Origin of the sequence: Nocardia sp. NPDC005998, from assembly GCF_040614395.1 — a bacterium.
Taxonomy (GTDB): domain Bacteria; phylum Actinomycetota; class Actinomycetes; order Mycobacteriales; family Mycobacteriaceae; genus Nocardia.
Map to the genome: position 1 here is coordinate 19812 of NZ_JBEXUI010000036.1, position 23435 is coordinate 43246.

Sequence of the window (23435 nt, forward strand, 5' to 3'; positions counted from 1 at the left end):
GGGGCAGTTCATTCCTACACCGCGCAGTCCTTATCCGGCCCAATCTTGCCGCGACCCCAGCCCACTCGCTCAACCACCCCGCGCCTGTGTCCGAACCGGCGCCGGCTCCTCCAGAGCCGCGGAGCCGCAGGATCGGCGTTGTCCTAGGCACTGCGGCAGCCTGCGCAACACCCCGCCGCAGCCACGGAACCACTTGCCCGCACCCGGATCGTGCCCCTCGGGACCACGGGTGGTCCGCGAACAGTCGCACACCGCACTCCCGCCGTGGTGTGGATCCCGAGATGTCTCGTGCGGCCTTACTTCAGGCGCAGCGGCAGGCCCGCGACGATAAAGAAGGCTTCATCGCAGGTCTGCGCGAGGCGCTGGTTGAGGGTGCCGATTTCATCGCGGAACAGGCGGCCGGAGCGGGTGGCCGGGATGACGCCCATACCGACCTCGGGGGTAACGATCACCAGGCGGCCCGGATAGGCGGCGACGGCGGTGACCAGGGCGTCGGTGTCGGGGGATATGGTGCCGCGCGGGGCGTCCCAGGCGGCGCGGGCATCGATGCGGGCGGTCAGCCAGCTGCCGATATCGTCGATCAGTGTCGTTCCGGTCGGGGGAGCGGCGCTCAGAACCGATGCCGGATCGGCGCTTTCGAGGACGGTCCAATCCGTGGGCCTGCGGTCACGGTGGCGGGCGATGCGTTCGGCGAAGTCGAGATCGGCCGAATCGGGAATCGCGGTGGCGATATAACGCACGGGGCCGCCCTCGGCCGCCAGCACTTCCGCGAACGCGGACTTGCCGGATCGCGCGCCACCGAGCACCAGGCTGCGGTGTGGGCGGTTGTGAGCAGGTGAGCTGTCCGACACCGCAGCACCGTATCAATCGGGTCTTTTACCCCCGCGATCAATTGGGTCCTATACCCGCGCGTCACGCTGATCGGCGGCCCGGATCGCTACGCACCCCTGCGGTCGTGCGCCCGGTCTCGAGCTGTCGAAAGAACGCCGATTCCGCGCGGAACGCGCCATTGGCGCGCTTCAGGAGCGTTGCTCGCTCGCCTCCGCGGCCCCGAAGCGGCGGCGGTACTCGGTCGGCGCGATGCCGACGACCTTCTGGAAGTGATGCCGCAGCAGCGCACCAGAACCGAAACCCGCTTGTGCGGCAATCTGTTCCAGGCCCTCGTCGGTGTCCTCGAGTAGATGCTTGGCGTAGAGCACGCGCTGGTTGGTCAGCCATTTCACCGGGGTGGTCCCGGTTTCGGCGGCGAAGCGGCGGGCGAAGGTGCGGGTGGACATCACCGAGCGGGCGGCGAGATCGTCGATCGTGTGCGGCAGCTCGAGGTTTTCGCTCATCCACTGCAGGGTGGAGCTGAGGCTGTCGGAGGTGCATTCGGGGACCGGACGCTCGATGAATTGGCGCTGTCCGCCATCGCGCTGCGGCGGCACCACCATGCGCCGGGCGATCGCGTTCGCGACCGAGCTACCGATCTCCCGGCGCACCAGATGGAGGCAGGCGTCGATGCCGGCTGCCGTGCCAGCGGAGGTGATGAGATTGCCTTCGTCGACGAACAGCACATCGGGATCGACGGTCGCCTCCGGGAACTGTGCGGCCAACTGGTCCACATAACGCCAGTGCGTCGTGCATTTGCGACCGTCGAGCAGCCCGGCCGCCCCGGCCAGGAACGCCCCGGAACACACGGTGAGCACGATCGCCCCGGCATCCGAGGCCGCCCGGATCGCGCCGACCACGCGCGGGTCGAACCCGAAGGTGGAAGCGGGGAAGGCCGGAATCGCCACGAGATCGGCCTTCGCCAACTCCTCCAGCCCGTACTCCGGCGTAATGGTGATACCCGGCGTGGTCGACGGCAGCGGCTTGCCCGGTTCGGCACCGCACACCTTGAAATCGAATCCGGGCAGTCCGTCCGCGGTGCGGTCGAGCCCGAAAACCTCACAGACCACGCCGAATTCGAACATGGCCAAACGCTCCGAGAGCACAACGGCGACCTTGGACAGCATGGCTACAGGGTACCTGGCTGGATCTTTGCGGACAATGTCAGTACAGCCACTTTCGGCGGTAAATCATCGGGCGCAAAATTACTGCCATGATTACTTTTCTCCTGAGCATGGCGGTTGTGGTGGGCTTCGCGGTTCTGATCACGCGAGCAGGCGGCCACGCCGGATCGGCAAATGTCATCGACCGTGACGCCCAGCGTCTGCAGTCCGACCTGTCCGCGGTCCTCGGCCGCGCATACCACCACTGACCCGGAAACGCCGACAGCCGCACCCCTCGATCGAGGGGTGCGGCTGTCGGGACTGATGGGAGCTAGACCGCGTCGCCGGGGCCGACGCGCGGCTTGGGCGCCCGCATCTTGCGAATCTGTGAGGCGCGGACGAAGGCATACCAGCCCAGCTTGTACCCGGTATCGGTGCTGTCCGGGAAGCGCTCCCGCACCCGTCCGTTGACGATCCGGCCGAGCAGGAACCCCTCGGCGATCATGAACACCATCATCACCAGCATCGCCAACGTCACAATGGTCTGCAGTGCGGGCGCCACGAACATCGACAGGATCAGCACCAGAGCCATCGGCATGAACAGCCCGACCAGGTTGCGCCGGGCGTCGACGATGTCACGTGTGTACGCCCGCACCGGACCCTGGTCACGGGGCAGCAGGTACTTGTCCTCGCCAGCGAGCATCCTGGCGCGCCGATCCTGGGCGGCCAAACGGCGCTCGGCCGACGCCGCCTTGCGCTCCTCGCGGTTGCCGCGCGTGGCCTTGCGTCGGGCGCGCGCCTCCTTCGCGGTGAGCGGTGCGGGGGCGACCGGACCACGCCGCTTGCCTTGGGCGTCACGACGTTTCGGGGTGGGGCGGCCCTTGCCTTCGGTGGCGGTGGCCGCTTTCGAGATGGAGACTGCGGTCGAGCCGCCGTCCGAGCCCGCCGTCTGGTCGGCGCTCTCGTCGGTGGTGCTGGACTCGCCGCGACGGAACAATTTCACGCGACCAGGCTATTCGATGCACTATGCAGCCGGAAATGTGGTCGGTGGGAGGTTGTGTCCACGGTCGGGTCCGGTGGTGGCAAGATGGGGGAATAACAGCCCGCTGAGTGGTGTTGACAGCCACGAGCCGTGCGCTGTTCACGGGTTGAACACAGCTGTCCTGAGGAGAGTTCATGACTGTGCAAGACGAGACGACCACCCACGGTGTGACTCTGACCGACGCCGCTGCCAGCAAGGCGAAGGCGCTGCTGGATCAAGAGGGTCGCGACGACCTCGCCCTGCGTATCGCCGTGCAGCCGGGCGGCTGTGCCGGCCTGCGCTATCAGCTCTTCTTCGACGATCGCTCACTCGACGGTGACCTGACCGTCGACTTCGGCGGGGTCAAGCTGGCCGTCGACCGGATGAGCGCGCCGTACGTGCAGGGCGCCTCGATCGACTTCGTCGACACCATCGAGAAGCAGGGCTTCACGATCGACAACCCGAACGCAACGGGTTCCTGCGCCTGCGGCGACTCCTTCAACTGATCTCCGAAAGTCGATCGCCGGGTCCGTCCGCGACCCGGCGATCTGCTGACCGCTCGTCCACGATGAGAATCGTGCGACACGCGCTGTTCGGCTGAATATTGGCAGCGGCGGGCAGGCGTATCCGGGGAGACGGGAAGGTACGGTAAAGACGGGGACCTAGTTTTCCGAGTCTTCACCGTCTAGCCGCCTACCGAAGGGCTCAGCTTCGTGTCTATCGCCGTGTCCGCGTCCATTGCGACCGACCATCTCATGCGCTTCCCTGGAAGGTTCGCCGACGCGCTGCTGGCCGATCAGCTCGACCATGTATCGGTGAGCTTCCTCGTCGATGATCTGCAGATCCGCAAGGGCGGGGTCGCGGGCAATATCGCCTATGCCATGGGCGTTCTGAACCGCACACCGCTGCTCGTCGGCGCGGTCGGCGCGGATTTCGGGGAGTACCGCGCCTGGCTGGAAAAGAACGGCGTCGATTGCTCCACCGTCAAGATCTCCGAGCGGGCGCATACCGCGCGCTTCGTCTGCACGACCGATGACGATATGGCCCAGATCGCCTCGTTCTACCCAGGGGCGATGAGCGAGGCCCGGGATATCTCGATCGGTGAACTCGCCGAGGAGCACACGCTCGACCTGGTGCTCATCGGTGCCAATGATCCCGAGGCCATGCTGCGGCACACCGCCGAATGCCGCGAACTCGGCATCCCGTTCGCCGCCGACCCGTCCCAGCAGCTGGCCCGCCTCGACGGCGATCAGTCCGTCCAATTGATCGACGGCGCCGCATACCTTTTCACCAATAAGTACGAGTGGGCGCTGCTGCTGCAGAAAACCGGTCTGAGCGAAGAGGAGGTCGCGCGCAAGGTCGGCATCCGCGTCACCACACTCGGCAAGGACGGCGTGCAGATCGTCGACCGCGACGGCACCGAGGTGATCGTCGGCGTGGTCCCCGAGGTGAACAAGGTCGAGCCCACCGGCGTCGGCGACGCCTTCCGCGCGGGCTTCCTCACCGGCCACACCGCCGGACTCTCCCTGGAGCGCTCCGCCCAATTGGGTTCCCTCATCGCGGTTCTCGTCCTCGAGACCATGGGCACCCAGGAGTGGACCCTCAACAAGGACGATGCCCTCGAACGCCTCACCGCCGCCTACGGCCCCGAGGCCGCCGCCGACATCAAGCCCCTGCTCTGACCTTCCTGGACCGCTCGCCGAACGGCCGCATCCACCACGAAGGTGGGTGCGGCCGTTTACGTTGCGCCGCACGCCGATTCGCGCGCGGCAGTGACTAGAGCGAAACGGGGTAGACCGGTTCCTGGATATCAGGGGTGATGCGGTGTTCGACGAAGATGCCGTGCCAGACCATGAAGACGAGCAGGGTCCAGAGGCGGCGGCTGTGGTCGCCGCGGCCTGCGCGGTGGTCTTCGAGCATGCCCTTGATCGCGCCCTTGTCGAGCAGGTGATCGGTCTGCGATTCGGCGATCTGCAGGTGGGCCCAGTCGTAGAGTTCGGTGCCGCGCAGCCAATGCCGCAGCGGGACCGGGAAACCCAGCTTCGCGCGGTGCAGCACATGCGGCGGGACGATGCCCTCCAGCGCTTGGCGCAGTGCGTATTTGGTGGTCTCCTTGGTGATCTTCTGCTCGTAGGGCAGCTGTTCGGCCACCTTCAGCACCTCGGAGTCCAGGAACGGCACCCGCAGCTCCAGCGAATTCGCCATGGTCATCTTGTCGGCCTTGACCAGGATGTCGCCGCGCAGCCAGGTGTAGAGATCCAGATGCTGCATGCGCGCCACCGGATCCCAGCCGCGCGACTGCGCGTAGATCGGCGCGGTGACGTCCTGATGGGTCCACTCCGGCCGGAATTCCCGCAGCACCGCACGCAACTGCGCGTCGCTGAAGCTGCGCGCGTTGCCGTAGTAGCGCTCCTCGAGGGTGCGTGAGCCGCGGTGCAGCAGGCTCTTACCGCGCGTACCGTCCGGAATCCGCTCCGATAGCCGGCCCGCCAGCTTGCGGACCCCGCGCGGCAGATATTCGAAGGGCTTGAGCGACAATGGTTCCCGGTAGATCGTGTACCCGCCGAACAGCTCGTCCGCGCCCTCACCCGAGAGCACCACCTTGACGTGCTTGCGCGCCTCCTTGGCCACGAAGTACAGCGGCACCAGCGCCGGGTCGGCCACCGGATCGTCCAGGTACCAGACGATTTCGGGGATCGCCGCGGCGAATTCGGCGGGGGAGACCACCTTCACGATATGCCGCGCGCCGATCGCCTCCGCGCTCTCGGCCGCCACATCGACCTCGGAGTAGCCCTCACGTTCGAAGCCGGTGGTGAAGGTGATCAGCTTCGGGTTGTGCCGCATGGCCAGCGCCGCGACCGCGGTGGAGTCGATACCGCCGGACAGGAATGAGCCGACGGTCACATCCGCGCGCATATGCTTGGCGACGGAGTCCTCCAGCGCCTCGGCGATCTCCCGGTAGCGGGCGGCCGCCGAGCCGGGAGCGAAGGCCCGGACCTTGAACTGCGGGGCGAAGTAGCGGGTGATCTGCGGCGCCTCGCCCGCCCGCACGGTCGCGTAGTGCCCGGATTCCAGGCGGCGGATGTCCTTGTGCAGCGTCTCCGGTTCCGGCACGTACTGCAGCACGGTGTAGTGCTCCAGCGCCCGCGGATCCAAAGCATCGGAGAGCCCGAGCGCGGGCAGCAGCTCCAACAGGCTCTTCTTCTCACTGCCGAACGCGGTCCCGCCGGGGCCGGTCGCCAGGAACAGGGGCTTGATGCCGAACGGATCGCGCGCCAGGAACAACTCCTGGGTCTGGGTATCCCAGATCGCGAACGCGAACATGCCGCGCAGCTTGCGCACGGCCTCCGGACCCCAGTAGTGGAAGGCTGCGACGATCGCCTCGCCGTCGCCCTCGGTTTCGAAGATCTTGCCGTCCGGGAACTCCTCGGCATGCGCCTTCGCGAGCTCCGCGCGGATCTCGATGTAGTTGTAGATCTCGCCGTTGAAGGTGAGCGCGTAGCGCTCCCGATTCTCGGCCGGACCCCAGCGCAGCGGCTGGTGCGAATGCTCGATATCGATGATCGACAGGCGGTTGAAGCCGTAGATCACATGATCGTCGTGCCAGGTGCCGCGCTCGTCCGGGCCGCGATGGCGCACGCAGTGCAGGGCGTTGTACACCCGCTCCACGACGTCGTCGGTTGCCGCATCAGATGTCAGAAATCCGAGCAGTCCACACACGGCGTCGGCAACCTCGTTTCCTACTTGGTACGGGCACTGGCCCGAATCACTGGGTGGCTGCGCCCGACAGTGGTGGGCGCACAGGGCGAAATCTCGTGTCCGAGTATGCCGCACCGGGCGGATTCGTGTGTCGCGCCACTGGATCGTTCGCGATCACCGGTCCCCGGAGACGCCCTCGTATCTGCCATCCGAAATGTTGTGCCCGCCTACGTCGCACGTTCCGGTTCTGGTCGCGGGGCACGCGCTGTACTGCGACGATGTCTGGGTGACCGGACCCGCCTCGGGATCGGTGGAGTGTCGAATCCGACCCGACGTCAAACGGGGCGCCGGTTTGGTCTACGCTGCGTAGTACTCAGGACATTCTTAGGTGGATCGTGCGCCGAAGCGAGCGGGCCGACCGGAATGCCCTGAAACGTGCTTAAGACGTACCGCCGGGCGATCGCAACCCGGGCGGTGCACTGTCGGAATGTGTGGCGACCAGGAAGGCGTGAGCGTGGCGCACAAGGCGAGCGAAGAGATCGGGGCACGACCCGTGAAGGGTCGGCAGGGCCGCATCCTTCGGCGGGTCGGCTTGGCGGTGTCCTTGGGGATCACCGCGATGCTCGTCTCGGGCTGCTCGATCGACAATGTTTGGCTGCGATTCGGCTGGCCCTCGGGTGTCACGCCGCAGGCGACCCGGATGCGGGAACTGTGGACATGGTCGGTCATCGCGGCATTGGCGATGGGTGTGCTGGTGTGGGGTCTGACCTTCTGGACCGTCACCTTCCACCGTAAGAAGAAGGACTCCCCGGAGTTCCCGCGCCAGACCGGTTACAACGTGCCGCTGGAGCTGACCTACACCGCCGTGCCGTTCGTCATCATCGCGGTGCTGTTCTACTTCACCGTGGTCGTACAGAACTACGTGCACGAGAAGGTCGCCAACCCGGACGTGACCGTCGACGTGACCGCCTTCCAGTGGAACTGGAAGTTCGGCTACCGCAATGTCGACTTCAAGGACGGCTTCCGCTTCGATGGCATCGATAAGGCCCGCGAGGACGCCAACCAGGAACAGCTCGAGGAGTACAAGGAGCGGACCAAGGACGGTCACCCGCAGCCGGGCCCGGTGCACGGCAAGCCGGAGAACGACATCCTGTCCTACCTGCACTACGACAAGGTCGAGACCGTCGGCTCCAGCACCGAGATTCCGGTGCTCGTGCTGCCGACCGGCAAGATCATCGAATTCCAGCTGGCCGCCGCCGACGTGGTGCACGCCTTCTGGGTGCCGGAGTTCCTGTTCAAGCGGGACGTGATGCCGAACCCGAAGGAAAACCACTCCGATAACGTCTTCCAGATCACCAAGATCGAGAAGGAGGGCGCGTTCGTCGGCCGCTGCGCCGAGATGTGCGGCACCTTCCATTCGATGATGAACTTCGAGGTCCGTGCGGTGTCGCCGGAGAAGTTCACCAAGTACATTGATGCGCGCAAGGCGGGCAAGACCAACGCCGAGGCGCTCGAGTCCATCGGTGAATCCCCGGTCGCCACCTCCACCCAGCCGTTCAACACCAAGCGCGACACCAAGAGCGCGGCCGCGGCAGAGAGCAAGTGAGGACTGATCTGATATGAAGATCGAAGCGCGGATTTTCGAACTGCTCACGGTGTTCTTTGTGATCGTGGCGATCGTGTACGGCTACTTCACCGGCCAGTCGCGGACCGGTGTCGAATGGGCTGGCACCACCGCGACGGTGCTGACCGCCGGTCTGTCGCTGATCATCGGCACCTACTTCCGATTCGTCGCGCGGCGCCTCGACCTGCGTCCGGAGGACTACGAGGACGCCGAGATCGTGGACGGCGCGGGCGACCTGGGCTTCTTCTCGCCCGGCAGCTTCTGGCCCATCACGCTGGCCGCGGCGGGCTCCATCACCGCACTGGGCCTGGCCTTCTTCCAGTTCTGGCTGATCGGCATCGGCGTGGTCTGCATCCTCGGTGCGGCCGCCGGTCTGGTCTTCGAGTACTACCTCGGCCCGGAGAAGCACTGAGCGAGTAGCTCTTTCCGAAGCGCCCTGCCGGATTCCGGTGGGGCGCTTCGGCGTTTTCTGGTGCTCAGCTGGGGAAGCTGTTGATCAGCTCCACCCAGAGCGATTCGCGCCCATCGGGTCCGGTCAAATTGTCGATCTCCGCCATGGCGGCCAGCACCGCCGCTATATCGACGTCGGTACGTTCCCAAACCTGCTCGCATTCCTCGAGGTACGCCGCGTGGATGGCATCGGCGTCCTCGCCTCGTTCGGTCAGCGCGATGCGGGTTCCCGGAAATGGCGGTTCGGTTTCGGTCAATTCCCGCAGGATCCGGCTGGCGGCTCGCCACCGCCAGGCGACCTCGAGGAACCGGGCCACCGAGGAGTTGAGATAGGCGACGGTGGGGTTGAGGTCCGGGTATCGGTCCGGCATCACCGGCGGCAGATCGGTGGTCGAGAGCGGTGTCTCCCTCAGCCCGAACACTGTCCCGTCACCGGCGAGCGCCCCGATCAGGGTGAGCGGGTGCCGTCCCCACCGACCCAGTCGATAGAGGCGTCGATCCGCGGTGAGCAACCGGCGCTCCAGGTCGCTGGCGATGGTCGGGGTCAATTCCGGCTCGACCCCGAACTGTGGATCAGCCGCCATCGGCATATCGCTGGGCATTCCCCAGGCACGCAATGCGGCCCGATCGTGCTCCGGCAGGTTCCACCTGGCAACGCTGTCCGGCATCCGCACCCGATCGTCGGCAACCAGCGAGTCGACCGGAGCCCGCAGCACGAGTCCCAATCGCTTCTCAACAGTGTCCACGACATATGTCTACCCGTTTGCCCAGCAATTCCGGCTGCTCCTGAGCCGCAGGCGTGGCTACGACGCGGCCAGGCGGTTTGTGGGCGGAGGCCGCCCACGCAGCATGGGCTACAACGAGGCGAGGCGGGCGAGCAGGCGGCTGGTGGAGCGCGGCGCCACTCCCGCCAGCCCGCGCAGCGTGCGGGCGAAGCGGGGTTCGAGATGGGCCGGGCGGGTGCGGATGGCCGTTTCGATGAGCCGGGCGGCGTCGGTGGGCTCCAGCGCGGGTTCGGCGACGTAGTGTGCGATGGTGCCGGATTCGGGTTGGACGGCCGGATACCGGACGCTGGTCACCTGGATACCGCGTGGCGACAATTCGGCGTCCGCGCACTGCCCGAAGGTGGTCCAGGCGGCCTGGGAACTGGCGTAAGAGGCGAAATTCGGTGCGGCACCGGTATTCAGACTCCACGGGCCGACATTGATCACGTGCCCCGAACCGGAATCCAGCATGGCTGGCAACAGCCCGAGGGTCAGGCGCAGCGGGCCGAAGTAGTTGGTGGCCATCATGCGCTGGTAGTCACGGAAACGGTCCAGCGATTGCGATACCGGTCGACGCACCGGCCGGCCCGCATTGTTGATCAGCACGTCCACGGTGCCGAATTCGGTCAGTACCCAGTGCACGAGCTGGTCGACATCGTCGAGCGCGGAGATATCGCAGCGGAACCACCCGGCATGACCGCCCGCATCGGCAATCTGATTGCAGGCGGCCACGAGTCGGTCCCCGCGTCGGGCGACGAGTAGCAGTTGAGCGCCATGTTGGGCCAGTAGGTCGGCGGTGGCGCGGCCGATATCCGAGCAGGCGTCGGTCACGAGCACCCGCAGGCCCTCGATGGATTCGGGACGCTGCCGCTTACGGTCGGGCAGCCGGGCCGGGGCGGGCCGGAATTCGAGCATCAGAGCAACCTTCACCTAGATGGGCTGAACCAACGCATCGACACCCCGCCGACAGTGTCGAAGTCGACCGCTGACGCCAGCAAATAGCAGTGCCGCCGATGGGCGATGAAGCTATTTGCTGGCGACTATATGCGGCGCGACACAGTCTAATCCGCGGAGTCGTACCGCAGGGCGCGTTCGGAAACGCAGATCTCATCGATTCCGGTGACGATGTCACGCAACAGTTCTGAGGGCAGCGCCGATGGCCGCAAACGACAGGTGAAGGTGATCAGACCATGATCCTCGACCGACAGCCCGCGCGCCTGTGCCTCCTCGCGCAGGTAGTTCGAGCGCACGCCGTAGGTCATCGCGGAGATCACGGTGAAGCAGCCGGTCCGTTCCCGGTGTCCGGCAAACAGGTCGTGCAGTCGGTAGAAGACCGAGGTGTAGGTCGACAGCGGCGCGAAGATCGCGACTCGGTAGGCGGGGCCGCGCTCCGAGGAGCTGATCACGGTATCGGCGAGGTACTCGGCATCGCGCAGCGTCAGCACCTTCGGGGCGAACATGAGTGCGCCCGCGGCGGCATTGCGCACGGGTGCGCCCGCGCGCCCGCCCGCCGCAGAGGCGATGGCGCCCAGCGACTTCCTGGTCTTGGAGCCGACCTCACGACGCGCGCGCAGCGATCGGGTCGGGGTGGTCGGATACAGGCTCGACCACTGCCCGAAGCGCACGGTCCCCAACTGCACATGTCCGGTGCCCACCGGCCGCGACACCTTCAGCGGCGCGGTATCGACCCAGCGACCGACCTGCAGTGCGGCATTGCCCGGCCGGGCGATTTCGGCGTAGGCGTGTTCGACGAAGGAGTCGAAGTCGAGGAACCGGTCGGCGTCGGTGGTGAGCCAGGTGTGATCCTTATCGATATCGATCACATCCAGGGTGAGCGCGGTGATGATGCCCGCGCGCCCGCCCGCGCCCAGGATCCGGTGGAAGCGCTCGGTGTGGTGGTTGCGTCCACAGGTGCCGATGCGTCCGTCCGGATCGACGTACTCGAGATCCACGATCCGATCGATGAACATGCCGTACTTGTGCGATGCCGTGCTCACGCCGCCGACCGAGGCGAAACCGCCAGCGGTGATATCGCGGTGGTCGCCGATGATCGGCAGACCGAGCCCGTGTGCGCCGAGGCGGCGATCGATATCGGACAGTTTGGCGCCAGCCTGCACGCGCACGGTGCGTCTGCCGAGGTTGATATCGAGTACGGCGTTCATCTTGCGCAGCGACACCACCGTGCGCGGATCGGGTAGCGAAAGACCGTCGTCGATCGGTTCGCCGCCACGCACCATGAGGCTTTCCACTCGACCGCGTGAATTCCGCACAGTACGAACGACATCCGCGGTGTCACGAGGTAGATATTCTTCGGCGGCGACAGTGTGCGGCGTGCTCATGGATCGAAAGCTAACCACAGCGCGGGCTCCGATGCTCGTTCGATCTCGACCGTTAGCGAACCGGCGGCGCGAGCCGCTGGCTGAACAGGACAGATCCGGTCGCATCGCAGAGGTTGACCGTCAGTTCCCTTGACTTGCCATCGATCAATACCTCACCGAAATGTTGGTAGCTGTCCAGTGGTGAGGCGTTCTGGACATCGGGTGCGTGCACGAATACCGCCTCCGGACCGAAGGTGCCGTCCAGCGGATTCGGGCCGAACGCACCGGCATTCAGCGGTCCGGAGACGAACTCCCAGAATTCATCGAAGTCGGTGAACGCGGCGCGCTCCGGCGCGTAGTGGTGGGCCGCGGTGTAGTGCACATCGGCGGTGAGCCAGACCACGCCGCCGACCTTGTTCGCTTTGATGGCCGAAAGCACTTGGGCGATCTCGGTTTCCCGGCCGGATGGTGCGCCGTTGTCACCGTTCGCGGGGCCCTCGTAGGCCATCACTTTCTGTTCACCGTCCTTGACGACCAGGCCGAGCGGCAGGTCATTGGCGATGATCTTCCAAGTGGCCTTGGTATCGCGCAGCCCCTCGATCAGCCACTTCGTCTGTTCCGGACCGAAGATACGACCGTTTGGTCCATTGTTGATGTCGTTGGTGTCCTTATAGGTCCGCATATCCAGCACGAAGATATCCAGCAGCGGGCCGTAGGAGATCTTGCGGTAGAGGCGTCCGTCCACCGCATCCTTGGGCTCCAACGGCATCCACTCGTGGAAGGCCTGCCAGGAGCGGGTCGCCAGGGTGTCCATGCTGCGCTCGGTGTAGCCCTTGGTCTCGGCGACCAAGCCGCCGTGGTACCAGTTGTTGACGGTTTCGTGGTCGTCCCACTGGACCACCTGGGCGACCGCGGAGTTGAAGCGGCGGTAGTTCTGGTCGGTCAGATTGTAGGCGTAGTTGCCGCGGAACTGCTCCAGCGTTTGGGCGGCAGCGCTTTTCGCCTCGGAGACGATATTGCGCCAGATCCGCCCGTCGGGCAGGGTTACCGATTCCTGCAACGGCACATCGGCGTAGATCGAATCACCGGAGTGGATGAACAGGTGCGGATCGCGCGCCGCCATGGCCGAGAAGATCTTCATGCCGCCGAGTTCGGGATTGATGCCGTAGCCCTGGCCGACCACATCGCCGGACCACTGTAGCCGGATATCGGCCGCGCCCGTTGGCACCGTGCGGAATACGCCCGTGATCGGTTCGGAGGTGGCGCCGTCCTCGCCTTCGAGGGTCACCCGGTAGTGCACCTGCTGACCCGCGGGCAGCCCGTTGACGCGCACCCGTCCGGTGCCGTCGGCGTCCGGGGTCAGCAGCGGACCGGTGAATCGTTTGGCGTCGGTGAAGGATTCGGTGGCGGCGGTCTCCACGATCAACTTCGCCGGCTGATCCGAGCGCGCCCAGATCAGTGCACCGTCGGTGCGCGGGTCGCCGACCGCGACGCCGTGCGTGAGCTTCGGGCGCGTACGGACCAGTGCGGGACCATCATTCGAACAAGCGGCCAGCGCCGGGGCCGCGACGAGACCGAGGGCGGAGGTGCGCAGCAGCGTCCGCCGGGAGATGCCGAAGTCCGAACCAGTCATTCGCCCACCTTGGCGTAGGGAGTCCAACACCGTGTGAACTCCTACCGTCTGCTCGGCCAACAGGCGCGCGGTATCAGCCGCGTGGTCGAAGTTCGATGATCGGGATGAGCCGGTCGGTCTTCTTCTGGTAGCCGAGATAGCGCGGTTGTTCGGCGGTGATCTGCTGCCAGGCCCGCTCGCGCCGCTCGCCGTCCAACTGTTCGGCCGTCACATGGAACTTCGTCCCGCCCACCTCGGCCCACACCTGATCGGGATGTGCGGCGATATTGTGATACCAGCCCGGATGCTGGATCGCGCCGCCCATGGAGGCGACGATGAGCCAGCCACCGTCGTCGGTCGGAAAGCGGCTGACCGTCACCCGACGTTCCTCGCCGCTCTTCGCGCCGACCGTGGTCAGATACACCAGGTCCATGCCGAGGAATCGGTCGTGGCGGAATCGGTGGTATCGCTCCATGGCCCGGGTGAGGAGACGGTAGACCGGATTCGGTGACGGCGGCCTGGACCCTCTGGTCCCCGCCGGAATCTTGTGAAAGCTCATGATCCGCTCCTATGCGGCTCGGAACTGTATGCACCTACAGCATGGCACTTCGGTGATCACTATCTCGACCGATTGCGGCGCCAACGGACCGAGGGCCCCGAACCGGGTTGGTTCGGGGCCCTCGGTCCGGGCCGTGGTGCGAGCCCGAGGTCCTCAGACGGTGTTGTCGACGAGGATTTCGTAGGCGCGGACGGCGTCCTCGGGAAAGACGAGGACGCGGTGGCGGTCGGGGTGGCCGGTGGTGTGCGCCGGGCCGGTGGTGGCCCGGATTCCGTGATAGCGCAACAGGTCACGTACCGCGTGTGCGGTGGTCGCGCTGGCCACCGTGGCCGCCGCGATGAGCAGTCCGTAGTCCTCGGTATCGGGCGCTTGCGTGCGCTCGGGCCACATCATGGTGCATGCCTTTCACCGTCGGCGGAGATTCGGTCCTGATACTTCTGTAGCACGGCGAGCTGTTTACGTTCCTCCGCATGCTCGATCTCGACGTATCGCGCGGATTCCGCAGCCGGATCGGGCCGCAGGAAGCTGCCGGTGCCCGGTTTGCCCGCCGAACCCAGTTTGTTCATCTTCTTCGGTACCGCGGCGCCCTGGTAGGGCAGGGGTACCGGATGGCCGTGCTCGTCGACCGGACCGAGCGACTGGTGCACCTCGATGTACTCACCGTGCGGCAGTCGTTTGATGATGCCGGTTTCGATGCCGTGCTCGAGCACCGCCCGGTCACTGCGCTGCAGACCGATGCAGAACCGGTACGCCAGGTAATACGCGATGGGTGGCGCGGTCAGCAGACCGATACGGAATATCCAGGTCGTCGTATTCAGCGAGATGTTGAACTTCAGCGCGATGATGTCGTTGACACACGCCAAAGTCAGCACCAGATAGAACGCGATCGCCATGGCACCGATCCCCGTGCGCACCGGCACATCACGCGGCCGCTGCAGCAGATTGTGCTGGGCGGTGTCGCCGCTGAGCCGCTTCTCGATCCACGGGTAGGCATAGAGCACCGCGAACACCAGCCCCATGATCACCGCGACCCAGAACACCGCGGGCACCGTGTAGCCGCCGATGTAGATCTCCCACGGCGGCATCAAGCGCACCAGGCCGTCGGTCCACATCATGTAGAAGTCGGGTTGCGAACCCGCCGACACCTGAGAGGGGTTGTAGGGCCCCAGATTCCAGATCGGGTTGATCTGCAGCACACCACCGAGAAGCGCGACCGTTCCCAGGGTGAACATGAAGAACGCGCCCTGATCCAGCGAGAACACCGGCACGATCCGGGCGCCGACGACGTTGTTCTCGGTGCGCGCCGGCCCGGGGAACTGCGTGTGCTTCTGGTACCACACCAAACCGATGTGGGCGGCGATCAACGCCAGCATGATGCCCGGAAACAGCAGCACATGCGTGATGTACAACCGCGGGATGATGATCGTGCCCGGGAAGTCACCGCCGAACATCAGCCAGTGCAGCCAGGTGCCGATCACGGGGATGCTCATGGTGATACCGCTGAACGCGGCGCGCAGACCGGTTCCCGAGAGTAGATCGTCCGGCAGCGAGTAGCCGAAGAATCCCTCGAACATCGCCAGCATCAACAGCGTCACGCCGATCACCCAGGTGCCCTCGCGCGGCCTGCGGAAGGCGCCGGTGAAGAAGATCCGGAACATGTGAATGATCATCGACGCCGTGAAAAGCAAAGCGGACCAATGGTGTACCTGCCGCACGAACAGCCCGCCGCGGACGTCGAAGGAGATATCCAGCGTGCTGCGGTACGCAGCCGACATCTGCACTCCCCGCAACGGCTGGTAGGCGCCGTCGTAGACAACCTCGGTCATCGACGGTTCGAAGAACAGCGTCAGATACACGCCCGACAGCAGCAGAATGATGAAGCTGTACAGCGCGATCTCGCCGAGCAGGAACGACCAGTGCGTCGGAAAGACCTTGTTGATCGAGCGTTTCACGAAGGCGGCGGCGCGGTACCGCTCGTCGGCCGCATCGGCCTGGTGCGCCACCTTCGAGCTCATCGCGCGATCCCGTACGAGCCGGGTAGGCCGAACGGGGGCGTGGGCGCGTGCGCCGCGGCGCTGCCCTCGTCCGCCACCTCATGACCTATGAACAGCACAGGCATGGTTCATCTCCTTCTCCGCCGGAAGCTGCCTACGCATAAGACGCATTGGTGGCGCAAAACGTGACAGCCCTGGATACGAGAAGTTGGGATGCGGGGGTGCCGGGCGAATGCCCTAACTAAAGGGCCTGGTAGGAGGGTGGTTCGGTGGGCGGTGCGTGACGCAGATCTCGGCGTCGAGGGCTCAGGAGGGGAGTTCGTTCAGCGCGGCGAGGAAGTTGTCCGACGGGTAGATGCAGAGTGCTTCACCGGTGTGCTCGGTGGTGGCGGCCAGCTCGATGGTGCTGTCATGCCACCAGTAGACGTCCTGGCTGACCGGCCACGGGCGCTGGGCGTAGTCGAGCACCGCGACCTGGGCGAGCACCGTGGTGGCCCGCACGACGTCGAGATTCGCCACCGGATGCGCGTAGATCTGGCGCTGGGACGGCACCGCGAATACCGACCCCGCCGGTCCGACCACCGGATACTCGTCCAGCCAGCGCACGTGCGCGGTGATGTAGTCGGAGATGCCGCTCAGCATGGTGATCTCGACACCGTCGGCCATCGGCGCATCGATCCGATGGGTGAACGCCTCCAGCGGCCCGTCCGCGCGGGTGTTCTGTTCGGCGAGGGTGAACAGGTCGTATTCGTCGATCGGCCACTGCCGCAGCATCTGATAGGTGACCGGCGCCATGGTGTGCACCTGATCGATCAGCACCCGCTGGATCAGTCCGGGTGCGACCTCGCGGCGCACAACATCCGGTGACCCACCCTGCCCCGAGTACAGCCGAGTCCTGATCAGTCCCCGCATCATTGCGAAATTCCCGGTGTCGAGCGGATCGCGATCGACCTCCAGATCGACCAGCCCCGTACTGAGATAATCCGCGACCAGCGCGGGCCACTGATCCGGCGGCTCATCCGCCGCCATCCGCCGCAAATTCGTCAACCCGACCATGACATCCCCCGCCGGCCCGGACAACATCACGTCATCGGCATTCGCCACCCGGCAGGAATACCCCAGTTGATGCGCCGCGGCCACCGCGAGCGATAACAACAGATCCGGCGCTACCTCCGACACCGTGGCTCCCTCGCTCGTCTTGCGGTGCACCAGCTTTCAACACCTGATGACCGCAGTTGCCGCACTCGGAACACGTACCCCCGTGATTGTGCCCCTCCGGAGCGTCGCCCATGGGCGAGTTGCTCATGTCCGCATGCGACATCAGCGGGCACAGGGCGGGAGCACAAGTCAGGAGAGTAGGAACGTAACGACAGGCAGCACGACAGCCGTAAATAAGGCGAAAACCGCGGTACCGATTCGACCTTTCGGGACCGTCGGGAACCGTGTTGTGACGTAGACGTGGGTACTGACGGCGATGAACAAAGTGCCCCAGACGACCAGGGCACGACTACCGATATCGCCGAGGTGATCGGCGAACGCCACCGACATGATCGCGATGGTCAAGCCTGCAGGGCCGCCGATCGCGAGTAGTCCCGCTCCCGCATAATTGTTCATCACCACCGACCGACCGCGTGCCGAGATCACATCCTGCGGATCGGCGGGGCTGGCTCCCTCGTCACGGCAGATGAGGTCGAAGACCTTTGCCGGATTGACTCTTTCGTTGAGCGTCTGTCCCAGTTGTCCGAGAGCTTCCACCGCCTGAGTTGTGGCGTAGGTGGTGACGAAGCCCTCACCCGAGGTTCGGAAACCGCCGCGGGTCGTCAGCGTGGGAGCCGTGTCCTGAAGGTCGAGGAGATCTTTCAGCGCTTTGCGAAAGGTCGGATCGAAAACAAGTCGGCCGCCCGCATACGCCAAGGCAGTGACCGCCCAATGCAACGAGACATGCCGCCATGCGTCGGTGACATCACCGCGGCGGACGATTTCTTCCTCTACTCCAGCGCCGCCACGTCGGAGGGTGCGGAGTATGTTCTCCCACGCCAGTTCTCGGGCGCGCTCGATTCGCTTGCCGCCGAATGCGGCGATCTCGGGTAATGACAACACGATTGCCGCCTGTGCAGATGCGTAGAGCGGCTGGAATCGCACATCATCGTCGAGTAGCGCGGAGACGACGAAATTGGTGCCGCGGCCGACTGCCTCCGCAGCGGCGTTCGGGGTGCCGTTCGAAGTAGCGACGCCCACCAGTGCTCGCAGCGCCTCGGCGGTCGCTGTCACCGATATGGCGCCCGACCGGCTACTCATCCGCCACCCACCGGTCTCGCGATCCTGTTCCGCAAGAAGCGCGGCTGCGCATGCCGCCACGCTCGGATCGGTCGGGCCGTAGCCGAGGCACTGCAGCGCGCGAAGCCGCCAGGCCATATCGATCGGCGCGCGAAAGACACGAGGGCCACGGGTGTCTTCCGCCAGGGAGTCTTGCCTGAGGAGGCGGACGACCGCTGCCTCGTCGGGAATACTGCGACCGACCTCGGACAGTGCGCACACGACTTCTGCGGTGTCCTGTGGATTCGGCGGCACATCCGGGACCCAACCCCATCCGGCGGCCCCCGTCATGTCGGTACGGATATTCCGGACCAACCAGTCGACGGCCAGATTGATGCGGTCATCTACGTTGGACATCGAACGCTTCCCCCGGTCGGTGTGAATACAGCATCCAACACCCTAAGCGGAAGCGCTGCCAGTGACCAGTGCGCTGATTGCGAATATCCTTGCGAGGCAATCAAGTTCGGTAGGCAAACGATGACCTGGCCGAGACAGAACGAGCCCGGGCCGTTCGGCACCGGGCTCGTGGCGAGCGGGAGATCTAGCTGGCCGCGGTCTCCGGGATGCGGGTGGCCTCGGGGGCGGAGCCGGAGGGGACACCCTTTTTCAGGCTGGCCGCGTAGACATCCACGTATTCCTGGCCACCGAGTTGCATGAGTTCGTACATGACCTCGTCGGTGACGGCGCGTTCGACGAAGCGGTTGCCGCCCATGCCCTCGTAGCGGGAGAAGTCGATGGGGGCACCGAATTTGACGGTGACCTGCTGACGGCGCCAGCGGAACGGGCCGGGCGGGCAGACCTCGAAGGTGCCGATGACGGCGACCGGAATCACGGGGACACCGGTTTCCAGAGCGAGGCGGGCCAGACCGGTCTTGCCCTTATAGAGGCGGCCGTCGGGGGAGCGGGTGCCCTCGGGGTAGAGGCCGACGAGGTGGCCCTTGTCGAGGAGTTTGCGGGCGGCGATGAGAGCGTCCTCGGCCGCACTGGCCCCGCTGCGGTCGATCGGGTACTGGCCGGTGGCGCTGAAGAAGAACTTCTGCAGCCGACCCTTGAAGCCGGGGCTGTTGAAGTACTCGGCCTTGGCCAGGTAGCTGATGCGGCGCGGGCTCATCAGTGGTGCGAACAACCAGTCCGAGAAGGACAGGTGGTTCCCGGCCAGGATGGCGGGCCCATCGGCGGGAATGTGTTCCACGCCTTCGACTGTCGGACGGTTGTAGAGGTGCATGAACGGTCCTGGGAACAGGTACTTCAGCATCCAGTAGAGCATGGCGTCCTAACCCCCGCGGCCGGGATCGTTTACGGGTACAACCGTCAGTTGCCGACTTTACCGTCGGTTACAGATCACATCCAAGCGGAGCGGTGTATCTCACCACATGTTCTCGAGTGCTGATAACCGACCGCTCAGTGGGTGGAACGTGCGACCCACGATCGGCCGCGTCCGGTGTCGACGAGGGTGGCTCGGGCAAGTTCCGCCGCGCCGATCATGCCCGCCGCCTCACCGAGCTGGGTGGTGCGGATCCGGGCCAGCGGCCGATGGCCGGCGCCGGTGATCGCCCGCGCGTATTCCTCGCGGGCCTCGTCCAGGAACAGCCCGGCCGAACTGCTTACCCCACCGGCGATCACGATCAGTCCGGGATCGAAAATATCGCTGACAAAGGCCAGCCCGAGCCCGAGCCAGCGCGCGAAATCGGCCATGACCGCCACGGCAAGGGGGTCGCCGTCCTGTGCCGCTCCGGCCACCCGGCGTCCGGTCAGCGAGCCGGGATCGCGCAGCACCTCACGCGCCAGCACCGTCGAATGCACCGGATCGGTGGCCAGCATTTCGATCGCGGTATCGACCAGAGCCGTTCCGCTGCAATACCTTTCCCAACAGCCGCGCTTACCGCACGGACAAGCTCGACCCTGCGGCACCACCTGCAGATGTCCGAGTTCCGGTGCGACGCCATGGGTGCCCCGATACAGTTCGCCGTCGATGAGCAGCGCCGCGCCGATGCCGGTGCCGATCGCCACCAGCACCGAGTTGTGTCCGCCCGCCGCCGCGCCGAACCGGTACTCGGCCCACATGGCGGCATTGGCGTCGTGCTCCAGGATCACCGGCAGTTCGAGACGTTCGGTGAGCCGCTGTGCGACCGGGGCGTCCTGCCACGGTAGATGCGGTGCGAAGCGCACCGCCGAGCGATCGCCGTTGATGAACCCGGCCACCGCCAGGCCGACCGCGCCGATCGGGTGCCTGCGACATAGCTCGCGGACCGCCCGGTCCAGCGCATTCTCCAGTGCCCGCGCCGAATGCGGCGTGGGCGCGACAAAGGTGTCGAGCACCTCGCCGTCGCCATCGACCACCGATGCGCGAATATTGGTGCCGCCGACGTCGATTCCGACGGTCAGCGGTCGCGCATCTGCCACTCGCGCGGTCATGCCTTGATCGTCACGGGGATGCCGACGTAGCGGGCCCGCTCACGCCCGCCCGGGGTCGAGTGCTGTGCGTGGGTATTCGCCGCGGCCGATGCCGACGCGTCCCCGTGCTGCTCGACGAAGGCCGAATGATCGTGCGGTACGTCGTCATCGGGCATGACCGGATCGACCGGCACCCCGGCCAGCGCCTCGCGCAGCACCGTGACGATGGCGGTGCCGTGATCGGCCACCACCGCGAGCACATCGTGGTGCTCGCCGCGCACCAGTGCGGCCGCCGCGCACACCGGGCACCAACTGCAGCTCGACCAGTCCGGCTGTCCGTCGGCGGCGCGGCGCAATACCGGCTCGACCCGCTCCAGCACCGCCTCCGCGAGCAGTTTCAATTCCGCGGCGAATTCGCCGAGGCCGTCACCGGGATCGACATCGCCTGGCCAGCCATCCGCGTGGCCGCCGCTCGGATCGGTCATGCCGGCCACGCCTCGGGGTCCGGACGGAAACGCACGACCAGATAGCCGTGATCGAGTTCGGCGCCATCGACCGTGCACCGCCGCAATACCGGTGCCAGGCGCACTCGGCGCCGGACCCCGTCCGCTCCCACGATCAAATCGTCCTCCACTCGTCCCAGTCGCAGCGTCGCCGCATCGACGACGGGCAGGTGCATCCGCATCGCGTACACCGAATGCAGACCGGTGCCCGACTCCAATCGAACCACCGGCTCGCCGGAACTTGTGCGAACCTTCGCCGGATTGTCGCGCAGCGCGGGGTCGGTGTCTAACCGCTCGCCCGAGTCCATCGCGTACGACAGTGCGGACAGGGAGGTGAGTCCGACCGGTTCGGGCCCGGTGTGCTGGGCGATCAGCACCCGTGCTCCGTCCATACCCCGTTGTAGTCGATTCACCACGTCCAACTGTTCGGCGCGCCGATTCAGATACCACTGCACCGCCGGATGGGAGGCGACCTCCAGTGCGGTCGGCGGCGGCGCGGGGGGCAGCACCTTGTTCACCACCACCGCGTCCAAGCGCAGACCGAGCAGCGCCGCGGCCGATCGCACCCGCTCCGATTCGGCGACGGCCACCTGTTCGGCGACGGTGATCAGCCGTGCGCCGGTGCGGGCGTGATCGGCGAGCAGATCGCGCACCTCGGTCACCGCCTTCACGATTCGTTCGACCGTGGTGGCGAGCACCGCGCGGCGCAGATCGGTGCTGACCGTGCTCAGTGCCCGCGCGTGCTGCGGCCACACCCGTTCCACATAGCCGAGCAGGGTTTCCGGTGCGGTGATGATGCGCAGCATATCTGCGGACGGCGGGCAGTCGACGACGATCACATCCCAGTCGTCCTCCTGGACGAACTGGGTGATCTCCACCAGCATCAGCAATTCCTGCACGCCGGGCAGTCCGGTCAGTTCGGCCGGATCCAGCGCGGCCAGGTCGATGCCGTGCTCATGGCCGGTTCCGGTGGCCAGCATCCGCACCACCTCGCGGAACCGATCCTCCAGCAGCGCAAGGGAATCGACCTCGATCACATCGACTCCGGGTAGCACGCCGGCGACCCCGGCCACGGTGCCGGGATCGTGCGGAAATCGGAAGCCGAGGGCATCACCGAGCGAATGTGCCTGATCCAGCGAGGCCACCAGCACGCGCTGACCACTGCGCGCGTAGGCCATCGCGGTGGCGCAGGCCAATGTCGTCTTGCCGACTCCGCCCTTGCCGATGAACAGTTCGACCCGGGTCCTGGCTGCCTCGGGCTTGTGCGTGATCAGCCTTCGACCCGTTTCTTCAGTTCCTTGAGGGCGGTGTCGGTGATCACCTTCTCCGCCTTGCGCTTGAACATGCCGATCATCGGGATGTTCAGGTCGACGGTGAGCTCGTAGGTCACCTCGGTGGTGCCATCGGGCCGGTCGATGAGTTCGTAGGTGCCGTCCTGCGCCTTCTGCAGATCGCCGCTGACCAGCGTCCAGCTGACCGACTTTTCGTCGGGCCGCCAGGTATAGGACAGCACGTAGGTGTCCTTGACGACTCCGGCATCCAACACGAAGCGCGCGGTACGCACCCGGCCGTCGGGGCTTTTCTCGAGTACCTCAACCGATTTCGCCGCCGAGACCCACTCCGGGTAGGACTCCAGATCGGCGATGACGGACATCACCCGCTGCGACGGTGCGTCGATGATGATCGACCTCTGGGTCCTGTCGGCCATGGCGGACAACGGTTCCTTTCAGCTGCTCGGCTGTAGTGGTGTGCGTCAGCGGGGGGCGGTGTGCGCCGGTGCGACACCCGCCGCGCGGCCCGCCTCCAGTCTGGCCTTGATCTCGAACGACATCGTCTTGCCCGCCACCCGGCGGGCCCGATTGGCGGCGGCCGGATTGCGGGTCGGCGCCTTCGGTTCGGCGTGCAGGAAGTAGTGCAGGATCACCCCGTCCAATGCGGGCTCCAGCCAAACTTCCATCGTTCCGGTGAGCGCACCGGTGACCGTCCAGCGAATCCCCTTGTCGGCACGGTCTTCCCGCACCTCGAGGTCGAGGTCCGGCCACCAGCGGCGCCAGTTGTTCGTGCCCGACAGGATCTCGGCGACCGCGGCACCCGGGGCAGCGACGAACGTCTGATCTGCGACCTGAATACTGCTCACGGCTTCACCTCGCTGACGCTCGGCTCCGCCGTGTGCAGGGCGCGCTGGCACATGGCTCGCTCGCTTCGCTC

At 65.9% G+C, this 23435-nt stretch carries 24 protein-coding genes; 5 read left to right on the forward strand and 19 right to left on the reverse strand.

The annotated features are described in order from the left end of the window. Positions 1–296: 296 nt before the first annotated feature. On the reverse strand, positions 297–851 hold the full coding sequence (locus ABZ293_RS33130; RefSeq protein WP_355187164.1) for a bifunctional adenosylcobinamide kinase/adenosylcobinamide-phosphate guanylyltransferase: 555 nt from the start codon (positions 849–851) through the stop codon (positions 297–299). Between the two features lie 168 nt (positions 852–1019). Beyond that, positions 1020–1997, reverse strand: coding sequence for a helix-turn-helix domain-containing protein (locus tag ABZ293_RS33135; RefSeq protein WP_355187166.1), 978 nt, complete (start codon positions 1995–1997; stop codon positions 1020–1022). Between the two features lie 86 nt (positions 1998–2083). Between ABZ293_RS33135 and ABZ293_RS33140 the strand changes: the two genes are divergently transcribed. After that, a complete protein-coding gene (locus ABZ293_RS33140) occupies positions 2084–2242 on the forward strand; it encodes a hypothetical protein (RefSeq protein ID WP_355187168.1) in 159 nt (52 codons plus the stop codon). 62 nt (positions 2243–2304) lie between these two features. Here the strand turns inward: ABZ293_RS33140 and ABZ293_RS33145 are convergent, their stop codons facing one another. After that, positions 2305–2976: a DUF3043 domain-containing protein gene (locus tag ABZ293_RS33145; protein ID WP_355187170.1), complete on the reverse strand. Its 672-nt coding sequence runs from the start codon at positions 2974–2976 to the stop codon at positions 2305–2307. A 173-nt stretch (positions 2977–3149) separates the two neighbouring features. Between ABZ293_RS33145 and ABZ293_RS33150 the strand changes: the two genes are divergently transcribed. Both ABZ293_RS33150 and ABZ293_RS33155 read left to right on the forward strand, forming a co-directional pair. Next, positions 3150–3500: an iron-sulfur cluster assembly accessory protein gene (locus tag ABZ293_RS33150; RefSeq protein WP_040688522.1), complete on the forward strand. Its 351-nt coding sequence runs from the start codon at positions 3150–3152 to the stop codon at positions 3498–3500. Positions 3501–3707: 207 nt separating this feature from the next. Continuing rightward, the gene (locus ABZ293_RS33155) at positions 3708–4676 is read left to right on the forward strand and encodes a carbohydrate kinase family protein (RefSeq protein ID WP_355187172.1); all 969 of its coding nucleotides are present in this window, start codon (positions 3708–3710) and stop codon (positions 4674–4676) included. A gap of 94 nt (positions 4677–4770) precedes the next feature. Here ABZ293_RS33155 and asnB read toward each other — a convergent pair whose 3' ends face one another. Further along, positions 4771–6714 (reverse strand): asparagine synthase (glutamine-hydrolyzing), encoded by a 1944-nt coding sequence (gene asnB / locus ABZ293_RS33160; RefSeq protein ID WP_355187174.1) that lies wholly within the window; start codon positions 6712–6714, stop codon positions 4771–4773. A 532-nt stretch (positions 6715–7246) separates the two neighbouring features. Here asnB and ABZ293_RS33165 point away from each other — a divergent pair. Both ABZ293_RS33165 and ABZ293_RS33170 read left to right on the forward strand, forming a co-directional pair. Further along, on the forward strand, positions 7247–8299 hold the full coding sequence (locus ABZ293_RS33165) for a cytochrome c oxidase subunit II (RefSeq protein WP_355187262.1): 1053 nt from the start codon (positions 7247–7249) through the stop codon (positions 8297–8299). A gap of 13 nt (positions 8300–8312) precedes the next feature. Further along, the gene (locus ABZ293_RS33170) at positions 8313–8729 is read left to right on the forward strand and encodes a cytochrome c oxidase subunit 4 (protein WP_354961057.1); all 417 of its coding nucleotides are present in this window, start codon (positions 8313–8315) and stop codon (positions 8727–8729) included. Positions 8730–8793: 64 nt separating this feature from the next. Here the strand turns inward: ABZ293_RS33170 and ABZ293_RS33175 are convergent, their stop codons facing one another. The 15 genes from ABZ293_RS33175 to ABZ293_RS33245 form a co-directional block, all read right to left on the reverse strand. Next, positions 8794–9513 carry an SUKH-4 family immunity protein gene (locus ABZ293_RS33175; protein ID WP_355187176.1) on the reverse strand — a complete coding sequence of 240 codons (720 nt, stop codon included), beginning with the start codon at positions 9511–9513 and terminating at the stop codon, positions 8794–8796. 108 nt (positions 9514–9621) lie between these two features. After that, positions 9622–10446, reverse strand: a complete 825-nt coding sequence (locus ABZ293_RS33180) for an SDR family NAD(P)-dependent oxidoreductase (protein WP_355187178.1) — start codon at positions 10444–10446, stop codon at positions 9622–9624. Between the two features lie 146 nt (positions 10447–10592). After that, positions 10593–11870 carry an FAD-binding oxidoreductase gene (locus ABZ293_RS33185; protein ID WP_355187180.1) on the reverse strand — a complete coding sequence of 426 codons (1278 nt, stop codon included), beginning with the start codon at positions 11868–11870 and terminating at the stop codon, positions 10593–10595. 52 nt (positions 11871–11922) lie between these two features. Further along, on the reverse strand, positions 11923–13482 hold the full coding sequence (locus tag ABZ293_RS33190; RefSeq protein ID WP_355187182.1) for an alkaline phosphatase D family protein: 1560 nt from the start codon (positions 13480–13482) through the stop codon (positions 11923–11925). A gap of 73 nt (positions 13483–13555) precedes the next feature. Beyond that, the gene (locus ABZ293_RS33195) at positions 13556–14020 is read right to left on the reverse strand and encodes a nitroreductase/quinone reductase family protein (RefSeq protein ID WP_355187184.1); all 465 of its coding nucleotides are present in this window, start codon (positions 14018–14020) and stop codon (positions 13556–13558) included. Between the two features lie 153 nt (positions 14021–14173). Beyond that, positions 14174–14413, reverse strand: a complete 240-nt coding sequence (locus ABZ293_RS33200; protein ID WP_355187186.1) for a hypothetical protein — start codon at positions 14411–14413, stop codon at positions 14174–14176. Continuing rightward, positions 14410–16035 carry a cytochrome bc complex cytochrome b subunit gene (locus ABZ293_RS33205; RefSeq protein ID WP_355187187.1) on the reverse strand — a complete coding sequence of 542 codons (1626 nt, stop codon included), beginning with the start codon at positions 16033–16035 and terminating at the stop codon, positions 14410–14412. The genes ABZ293_RS33200 and ABZ293_RS33205 overlap by 4 nt, the downstream gene beginning before the upstream one ends. A gap of 285 nt (positions 16036–16320) precedes the next feature. Then, positions 16321–17193 (reverse strand): hypothetical protein, encoded by an 873-nt coding sequence (locus ABZ293_RS33210; protein ID WP_355187189.1) that lies wholly within the window; start codon positions 17191–17193, stop codon positions 16321–16323. Between the two features lie 168 nt (positions 17194–17361). Then, the gene (locus ABZ293_RS33215) at positions 17362–18687 is read right to left on the reverse strand and encodes a hypothetical protein (RefSeq protein WP_355187191.1); all 1326 of its coding nucleotides are present in this window, start codon (positions 18685–18687) and stop codon (positions 17362–17364) included. Positions 18688–18871: 184 nt separating this feature from the next. Then, complete coding sequence (locus ABZ293_RS33220; protein ID WP_354961067.1) at positions 18872–19597, reverse strand: lysophospholipid acyltransferase family protein; 726 nt, start codon at positions 19595–19597, stop codon at positions 18872–18874. Positions 19598–19731: 134 nt separating this feature from the next. Further along, positions 19732–20745 (reverse strand): ROK family protein, encoded by a 1014-nt coding sequence (locus ABZ293_RS33225; RefSeq protein WP_355187193.1) that lies wholly within the window; start codon positions 20743–20745, stop codon positions 19732–19734. Next, on the reverse strand, positions 20742–21209 hold the full coding sequence (locus tag ABZ293_RS33230; protein ID WP_355187195.1) for a hypothetical protein: 468 nt from the start codon (positions 21207–21209) through the stop codon (positions 20742–20744). Before ABZ293_RS33230 ends, ABZ293_RS33225 begins: the two co-directional genes overlap by 4 nt. Next, positions 21206–22501, reverse strand: a complete 1296-nt coding sequence (locus ABZ293_RS33235) for an ArsA family ATPase (RefSeq protein WP_355187264.1) — start codon at positions 22499–22501, stop codon at positions 21206–21208. Before ABZ293_RS33235 ends, ABZ293_RS33230 begins: the two co-directional genes overlap by 4 nt. Beyond that, positions 22498–22935, reverse strand: coding sequence for an SRPBCC family protein (locus ABZ293_RS33240; protein ID WP_354961070.1), 438 nt, complete (start codon positions 22933–22935; stop codon positions 22498–22500). The genes ABZ293_RS33235 and ABZ293_RS33240 overlap by 4 nt, the downstream gene beginning before the upstream one ends. Before the next feature lie 45 nt (positions 22936–22980). Next, positions 22981–23364 (reverse strand): polyketide cyclase / dehydrase and lipid transport, encoded by a 384-nt coding sequence (locus tag ABZ293_RS33245; protein WP_355187197.1) that lies wholly within the window; start codon positions 23362–23364, stop codon positions 22981–22983. Positions 23365–23435: the final 71 nt, after the last annotated feature.

Coding starts and splice junctions, on each gene's coding strand:
- ABZ293_RS33135 (WP_355187166.1), bottom strand. CDS start 1,997: ATGCTGTCCAAGGTCGCCGTTGTGCTCTCGGAGCGTTTGGCCATGTTC.
- ABZ293_RS33140 (WP_355187168.1), top strand. CDS start 2,084: ATGATTACTTTTCTCCTGAGCATGGCGGTTGTGGTGGGCTTCGCGGTT.
- ABZ293_RS33150 (WP_040688522.1), top strand. CDS start 3,150: ATGACTGTGCAAGACGAGACGACCACCCACGGTGTGACTCTGACCGAC.
- ABZ293_RS33170 (WP_354961057.1), top strand. CDS start 8,313: ATGAAGATCGAAGCGCGGATTTTCGAACTGCTCACGGTGTTCTTTGTG.
- ABZ293_RS33180 (WP_355187178.1), bottom strand. CDS start 10,446: ATGCTCGAATTCCGGCCCGCCCCGGCCCGGCTGCCCGACCGTAAGCGG.
- ABZ293_RS33185 (WP_355187180.1), bottom strand. CDS start 11,870: ATGAGCACGCCGCACACTGTCGCCGCCGAAGAATATCTACCTCGTGAC.
- ABZ293_RS33190 (WP_355187182.1), bottom strand. CDS start 13,482: ATGACTGGTTCGGACTTCGGCATCTCCCGGCGGACGCTGCTGCGCACC.
- ABZ293_RS33195 (WP_355187184.1), bottom strand. CDS start 14,020: ATGAGCTTTCACAAGATTCCGGCGGGGACCAGAGGGTCCAGGCCGCCG.
- ABZ293_RS33200 (WP_355187186.1), bottom strand. CDS start 14,413: ATGATGTGGCCCGAGCGCACGCAAGCGCCCGATACCGAGGACTACGGA.
- ABZ293_RS33205 (WP_355187187.1), bottom strand. CDS start 16,035: ATGAGCTCGAAGGTGGCGCACCAGGCCGATGCGGCCGACGAGCGGTAC.
- ABZ293_RS33215 (WP_355187191.1), bottom strand. CDS start 18,687: ATGTCCAACGTAGATGACCGCATCAATCTGGCCGTCGACTGGTTGGTC.
- ABZ293_RS33220 (WP_354961067.1), bottom strand. CDS start 19,597: ATGCTCTACTGGATGCTGAAGTACCTGTTCCCAGGACCGTTCATGCAC.
- ABZ293_RS33225 (WP_355187193.1), bottom strand. CDS start 20,745: ATGACCGCGCGAGTGGCAGATGCGCGACCGCTGACCGTCGGAATCGAC.
- ABZ293_RS33230 (WP_355187195.1), bottom strand. CDS start 21,209: ATGACCGATCCGAGCGGCGGCCACGCGGATGGCTGGCCAGGCGATGTC.
- ABZ293_RS33240 (WP_354961070.1), bottom strand. CDS start 22,935: ATGGCCGACAGGACCCAGAGGTCGATCATCATCGACGCACCGTCGCAG.